The organism is Bradyrhizobium sp. CER78, assembly GCF_029846235.1.
Lineage (GTDB): Bacteria > Pseudomonadota > Alphaproteobacteria > Rhizobiales > Xanthobacteraceae > Bradyrhizobium.
The window spans coordinates 690091-697006 of sequence record NZ_JARVWP010000001.1 but is presented as its reverse complement, the minus strand read 5'-3'; the positions used below and the strand labels follow the sequence as shown (position 1 = coordinate 697006).

General features: G+C 64.6%; 6 protein-coding genes. 3 read left to right on the top strand and 3 right to left on the bottom strand.

The annotated features are described in order from the left end of the window. Window positions 1-175: 175 nt before the first annotated feature. Window positions 176-1609 (top strand): aldehyde dehydrogenase family protein, encoded by a 1434-nt coding sequence (locus tag QDT69_RS03025; protein ID WP_279705163.1) that lies wholly within the window; start codon window positions 176-178, stop codon window positions 1607-1609. 201 nt (window positions 1610-1810) lie between these two features. Here the strand turns inward: QDT69_RS03025 and QDT69_RS03020 are convergent, their stop codons facing one another. After that, window positions 1811-2773, bottom strand: coding sequence for an SMP-30/gluconolactonase/LRE family protein (locus QDT69_RS03020; RefSeq protein ID WP_279705162.1), 963 nt, complete (start codon window positions 2771-2773; stop codon window positions 1811-1813). A 125-nt stretch (window positions 2774-2898) separates the two neighbouring features. On the opposite strand from QDT69_RS03020, the gene QDT69_RS03015 reads away from it, so the two are divergent. Continuing rightward, window positions 2899-3720 carry an NAD(P)-dependent oxidoreductase gene (locus QDT69_RS03015; RefSeq protein WP_279705161.1) on the top strand — a complete coding sequence of 274 codons (822 nt, stop codon included), beginning with the start codon at window positions 2899-2901 and terminating at the stop codon, window positions 3718-3720. Here QDT69_RS03015 and QDT69_RS03010 read toward each other — a convergent pair whose 3' ends face one another. Further along, window positions 3721-4290 carry an invasion associated locus B family protein gene (locus tag QDT69_RS03010; RefSeq protein ID WP_279705160.1) on the bottom strand — a complete coding sequence of 190 codons (570 nt, stop codon included), beginning with the start codon at window positions 4288-4290 and terminating at the stop codon, window positions 3721-3723. It lies immediately after the preceding gene. A gap of 34 nt (window positions 4291-4324) precedes the next feature. Further along, window positions 4325-5017, bottom strand: a complete 693-nt coding sequence (locus tag QDT69_RS03005) for a GntR family transcriptional regulator (RefSeq protein ID WP_279705159.1) — start codon at window positions 5015-5017, stop codon at window positions 4325-4327. A 173-nt stretch (window positions 5018-5190) separates the two neighbouring features. Between QDT69_RS03005 and QDT69_RS03000 the strand changes: the two genes are divergently transcribed. Then, the gene (locus tag QDT69_RS03000) at window positions 5191-6894 is read left to right on the top strand and encodes a dihydroxy-acid dehydratase (RefSeq protein ID WP_279705158.1); all 1704 of its coding nucleotides are present in this window, start codon (window positions 5191-5193) and stop codon (window positions 6892-6894) included. Window positions 6895-6916: the final 22 nt, after the last annotated feature.

The window sequence follows — 6916 nt, the reverse complement described above, 5'->3', positions numbered from 1 at the left end:
CTCCAGGGGAGGGTGGCATGCCTTGCCACCCGCTCGCCTCGCATCTTATATGCGTTGGGCGTGCACGAGCCGCGCCCCGCATATGGCGGGTTCAATTCGCCCTGCTTTCGTGCAAGGATGCCTGCCGAACGCTTTCCGTTCCCCTTATCCATACGCCCCCTACAAGAGGTTTCCGATGGTCAATCGTATGCAATTCTACATCGATGGCGCCTGGGTCGATCCCGTCGTCAAAGGCAAGTCCACCCCCGTCGTCAATCCGGCGACCGAAGAAGCGATGTACGAGATTGCGCTCGGCTCGAAAGCCGATGTCGACAAGGCAGTCGCCGCCGCCAAGCGCGCGTTCGAGACCTATTCCAAGACCAGCCGCGAGGAGCGCATCGCGCTGCTCACCAAGATCGTCGAGGTCTACAAGGGCCGCATGAAGGAGATCGGTGCCGCCGTCTCCGACGAGATGGGCGCGCCGCTGCCGATGGCCGAGAAGCTGCAGGCCGGCGCCGGCCTCGGCCATCTCATGAACACCCTCGAAGTGCTCAAGAAGTACGAGTTCGAGGAGACCATGGGCACCGCCGTGATCGTGCGCGAGCCGGTCGGCGTCGTCGGCATGATCACGCCCTGGAACTGGCCGCTCAACCAGATCGCCTGCAAGGTCGCGCCCGCGCTCGCCGCCGGCTGCACCATGATCCTGAAGCCGTCGGAGTTCACCCCGACCTCGGCGCTGATCTTCGCGGAAATCCTCCATGAAGCCGGCGTGCCGAAGGGCGTGTTCAATCTGCTCAATGGCCTCGGCCCCGAGGTGGGTGCCGCGATGAGCGAGCATCCGGACATCGACATGATCTCGTTCACCGGCTCGACCCGCGCCGGCGTCGACGTCGCCAAGCGCGCGGCGCCGACCGTCAAGCGTGTCAGCCAGGAGCTCGGTGGCAAGTCGCCGAACGTGATCCTCGAAGGCGCCGACCTGACCAAGGCGGTGACCGGCGGCGTGATGCACATGTTCAACAACTCTGGCCAGTCCTGCAACGCGCCGTCGCGCATGATCGTGCCGCTCTCCAAGATGAAGGAAGTGGCTGCGATCGCGAAGGGCGTCGCCGACAAGACCAAGGCCGGCGATCCGCGTGCCGACGGCACCACGATCGGCCCCGTGGTCAACCGCGGCCAGTGGGACAAGATCCAGGCGTTGATCCAGAAGGGCATCGACGAGGGCGCAACGCTCGTCGCCGGTGGCCCGGGCCTGCCCGAGGGCGTCAACAAGGGCTTCTATGTCCGTCCGACCATCTTCGCCGACGTCACCAACGACATGACGATCGCCCGCGAGGAAATCTTCGGACCGGTGCTGACGATCATCGGCGCCAAGGACGAAGCGGAAGCCGTGAAGATCGCGAACGACACGCCGTACGGTCTTGCCGGTTACGTCTCGGCCGACACCGTGGAGACCGCGCGCCGCGTCGGCCGCCAGATCCGCGCCGGCAACGTCAACCTGCAGGGCGTGCCGAACGAGCGCACCGCCCCGTTCGGTGGTTACAAGCAGTCCGGCAACGGCCGCGAGTGGGGCCGCTACGGTCTGGAAGAATATCTAGAGGCCAAGGCGGTCGCCGGCTACAACGCCGCGTAAGCCGAAGCTTGCAGAGACGACATTCTGGCGCCGGAGCGGATCACCGCTCCGGCGTCAGACGTTTTGGGATGCAAGTTTGAAAGATCTTGGGTCGTTTGGAGGTTAGGTTCGTCATTGCGAGCGAAGCGAAGCAATCCATCTCTCCTCACGTGGGGAGGGATGGATTGCTTCGTCGCTTCGCTCCTCGCAATGACCGTCGGGTCAACCGCCGGGCGCACCCTGGGTGTTGACGTAGAGCGCATAGATCGACTGGCTCGCCGCCATGAACAGGCGGTTGCGCTTCACGCCGCCGAAGCAGAGGTTGGCGCAGCGCTCCGGCAGCGCGATGCGGCCGATCATGACGCCGTCGGGCGCGAACACGACGACGCCGTCGAGCTCGGGATCGCCCATGCCCCAGCCGCACCACAGATTGCCGTCGATGTCGCAGCGCATGCCGTCCGGCGTGCCGCGACCGGCATCGATGAACACGCGCTTGTTGGAGATCGTCCTGCCGTCGGCGGACACGTCATAGGCCAGGATCTTGCGGTTCGGCTCGCCGCGGGATTCCACGACGTAGAGGATCTTCTCGTCCGGCGAGAAGCACAGCCCGTTCGGGCCGAGCACGCCCTCGGCGACGATGGTCGCCTTGCCGGTTTCGGGATCGAGCCGGTAGACATTGGGCTCGATCTCCGGATCGGCCTTGTAGCCCTCGTAATTGCCGAGCAGGCCGAAGATCGGATCGGTGAACCAGATCGAACCGTCGGACTTCACCACCACATCGTTCGGCGAGTTCAGTCGCTTGCCGCCGAACGAGTCGATCAGCACCGTGATCGATCCGTCATATTCGGTGCGCACCACGCGGCGGCCGCCGTGCTCGCAGGTGATCAGCCGGCCCTGGCGGTCACGGGTGTTGCCGTTGGCGAAGTTCGACGGCTTGCGGAAGATGCTGACCGCGCCGGTCTCTTCCTCCCATTTGAGGATGCGCTGGTTCGGGATGTCGCTGCACAACAGATAGCGGCCGTCGCCGAACCACACCGGACCTTCGGCCCAGCGCAGGCCGGTGGCGATGCGCTCAACCGCGGAGAGCTTTAGCCAGTATTTCTCGAAGCGCGGGTCGAGCGCGTGGATCGCGGGATCGGGATAACAGGTCGCGGGACGCCAGCCGGCGGAATGAACATCGGACATTTGCTGTTCTCGTTGTTGTGTTTCGATGGTGTTTCCTTGAGCGCCTGGTTTGCTATCATTGTCGGCCTGCGACCGCAATTCGATCCAGGGATTGCGCTGAGCAAACAGGAAAGACGAGGGACGGCATGCCACGCATATTGATGACCGGCGCATCGGGGGGAATCGGCACGAGCCTGCGCAAGCTGCTGCCGCCGATCTATCCGGATCTCTTGCTGAGCGATATCAAGCAGCCCTCCGATCTTCGCAGCGACGAGAAATTCAAGGCGGCCGATCTCGCCGACCTCGCGCAAGTCGAGGCGATCTGCGAGGGCGTCGACGGCATCCTGCATTTCGGCGGCTATTCGGTCGAAGGTTCCTGGGACGCGATCCTGCAGGCCAACATCATCGGCGGCTACAATTTGTTCGAGGCTGCGCGCAAGCAGGGTGTCAAGCGCGTGATCTTCGCCTCATCCAACCACGCCGTCGGCTTCTATCCACGTCATCACCGCATCGGCACCGACGTCACCGCGCGGCCGGACAGTCGTTATGGGGTGAGCAAGGTGTTCGGCGAAGGCATCGGTGCGCTCTATGCCGACAAGCACGGCATCAAGGTGACCTGCATCCGGATCGGCAATTTCGGCGAGGCGCCGCTCGATCACCGCAGGCTCTCGATCTGGCTCAAGCCGGAAGACCTGGTGCAGCTCTGCCGGATCGGGCTCGAACATCCCGACATTCATTTCGAGGTGCTGTACGGCGCGTCCTACAATGAGCGTTCGTGGTGGGACAATCACCGCGCCTACGATCTCGGCTATCGCCCGACCGGCCGCGGCGAAGACTTCCGCGAGCACGCGATGGCCGAGCAGGCCAAGCTGCCGGCGGATCCCGTCGGCGACTACTACCAAGGCGGCACGTTCTGCAGCATGGAGTTCGACGGCGACCGGACGAGGGTGATCGACTGGAAGAAGTGATCAGTCGTCGCACTGCGGCAGCTGCTTCACGGCCTCGGTGTGCTCGCGCTGCGGCTCGTTCGCGCTTTTCCCGGATGCCTTGGGCACGCTTCCGGGCCCGTCATAGGTCTGGGAGAAATGCGCAAGCGGGAAGGTGAGGCTGATCTTCTGCCCGGTCAGGTTCTTGGCTTCCACCACCATCGTCTGCGCGTGCTTCAGCCGTTGGATCAGCTCGGCATTGGCCTCCAGCGTGCCGCCGCAGCCGAGCGTGTAGCAGTGCGTCCGGGCGATCTGCATCGGTTCGTCCTGGTCGATCCGCAGGCTGATCGTGCCTTCCAGCATGGTCCGCGTTCCGACATTGGCGGTGAGCAGCGCGCGCGTAGAGCTCTGCGGCGAGATGCTGATGGTGCCGCCGGATGGCGCGCACTGGCCGCGCGCGGCAGCGGCGACGAAGCAGCTCGCCTCGGTGAGGCAAGTCTTGCTCCAGGGCTCATAGGCGAGCTCGGTCGCGCGCGGATCCGCCGCCTGAGCAAGGCTGCCAAGTGCAAGCTGCACGGCGCATGATCCGATCAACAAAGCCACATAACGCATCGTCGTCTCCTTCACGAGGAGGCCGCGTATCGTGCTATTGCGGCTTTTTGTCGTTGGAGATGCGAACGAGATAATCCGCCTTGCTGTACTGCATGTGGTCGACGCAGAGCTGTGCCAGCGCCCAGCTGTCGCGGCCTTTCAGGAGCTCGATCATCAACTCATGCTGACGGCGCGACAATGCAAGGCCCTCGCTGTCGGCGAGATTCTTGGCGCGCATCGGCAGCGTCAGGTTCATGTAGTCCTGCAGCGAGCGGACCAGATAGGGGTTGCCGCAGGCGGAAAACAGCGCGAGGTGGAACGCATCGTTGGTCTCGTGAATGCCGCGCATGTCCTGCGCGTCGGCCTTGATGCAGTAATGCCGTTGCAGCTCGTTCAACTCGTCGATCAGGCTGTCCGGCGCGGGCAGCGCGATCATCAGCGCGGCCTGCCGCGTCAGCATCTCGCGCACCTCGTAAATCTGCCGGACTTCCTCGGCCGAATAGAACCGCACAGTGGCGCCGACATTCTTCTCACGCAGCACGATGCCCTGACGCTCGAGCTGGAACAGTGCCTGGCGGACGAAATGCCGGCTCGCGCCGTAGCGCTGCATCAGGGTATCCTCGACCAGCCGCAGGCCGGGCGCCAAGCGCCCGAAGATGATGTCCTCCTCCAGCCGGCGGATCACCTCCGCCTGCTCCTCCTCGCGCGAGGGGGCCTGGAGTTCGGGCAAGGTGGGCTCGGCTTTCATGCGCTCTCGGCTTCGGGTCGATGCCGGAGGTCAGCACGGCGCCATGGTTATTGTCAATAATAGGGGTGATTTTGCCGCAGGTCAGCCACGCTCTACCTCCGGATTATCTCATATTGACAATAATTCCGGCCGCTCCTTAAGTGCGGCCGAACAACCAACGGGACGAGAAGAAAATGGCCGACGGACTTCGCAAGGGACTGACCAGCTATGGTGACGCCGGCTTCTCGCTGTTCCTGCGCAAGGCCTTCATCAAGGCGATGGGCTATTCCGACGACGCGCTCAATCGCCCGATCGTCGGCATCACCAACACCTACAGCGACTACAACCCGTGCCACGGCAACGTTCCGCAGATCATCGAGGCGGTGAAGCGCGGCGTGATGCTGTCGGGCGCGATGCCGTTCGTGTTCCCGACCATCTCGATCGCCGAGAGCTTTGCGCATCCGACCTCGATGTATCTGCGCAACCTGATGGCGATGGATACCGAGGAGATGATCCGCGCCCAGCCGATGGATGCGGTGATCGTGATCGGCGGCTGCGACAAGACCCTGCCGGCGCAGATCATGGCCGCGATCAGCGCCGATCTGCCGACGGTGGTGATTCCGGTCGGCCCGATGGTGGTCGGCCATCACAAGGGCGAGGTGCTCGGCGCCTGCACCGACTGCCGCCGGCTGTGGGGCAAATATCGCGCCGGCGAGATCGACGACAACGAGATCGAGGCGGTGAACGGGCGCCTTGCGCCTTCCGTGGGCACTTGCATGGTGATGGGCACGGCCTCCACCATGGCCTGCATCACCGAGGCGCTCGGCCTGTCGCTGCCGATGAGCGCGACGATTCCGGCACCGCATGCCGAGCGCTTCCGCTCCGCCGAGGCCAGCGGCCGAGTCGCCGCCGAGATGGCGAAGACCAAGGGACCGAAGCCGAGCGAGATACTGACGCCGTCCTCGTTCCGCAACGCCCAGGTTGTCATGCAGGCGATCGGCGGCTCGACCAACGGGCTCATTCACCTCACTGCGATCGCTAACCGCTCGCCGCACAAGATCGACCTCGAGGCGTTCGACAAATTGGGCCGTGAGGTGCCCGTGCTGGTCGATCTCAAGCCGTCGGGCGAGCACTACATGGAGCATTTCCATCATGCCGGCGGCGTGCCGAAGCTGATGGCGCAGCTCGGCGACCTCATCGACCTCGACGCCAAGACCATCACCGGCCAGACCTTGCGTGATGTCGTCGCCAACGCCGAGGATGTGCCGGGACAGGATGCGATCCGCTCCAAGGCGAACCCGATCAAGTCCGAAGGCGCGATGGCGATCCTGCACGGCAATCTCGCGCCGCGCGGCGCCGTGATCAAGCAGTCGGCGGCGAGCCCGAAGCTCTTGCAGCACACCGGCCGCGCCGTGGTGTTCGAGTCGGTCGAGGACATGACGCTGCGGGTCGATGATCCCACGCTCGATGTGACCGCCGACGACGTGCTGGTGCTGCGCAACGCCGGCCCGAAGGGCGCGCCGGGCATGCCCGAGGCGGGCTACCTGCCGATCCCGAAGAAGCTCGCGCGCGCCGGCGTGAAGGACATGGTCCGCATCTCCGATGCGCGGATGAGCGGCACCGCGTTCGGCACCATCGTGCTGCACATCACGCCGGAGTCCGCCGTCGGCGGTCCGCTCGGCCTGGTGCGGAACGGCGACATGATCCGGCTCGATGTCGCCAGGCGCAGCATCGATCTGCTGGTCGACGAGGCCGAATTGCAGAAGCGGCGCGCCGCGCTCGTTCCGGCCGGCACGCCTGATTGGGCCAGGCGCGGCTACGCGCATCTCTTCAACGAGACCATCCTGCAGGCCGACGAGGGCTGCGATTTCGACTTCATGCGCGCCAAGGGGAAGTAGCGCGCAAAGTTCGGCGCACTAG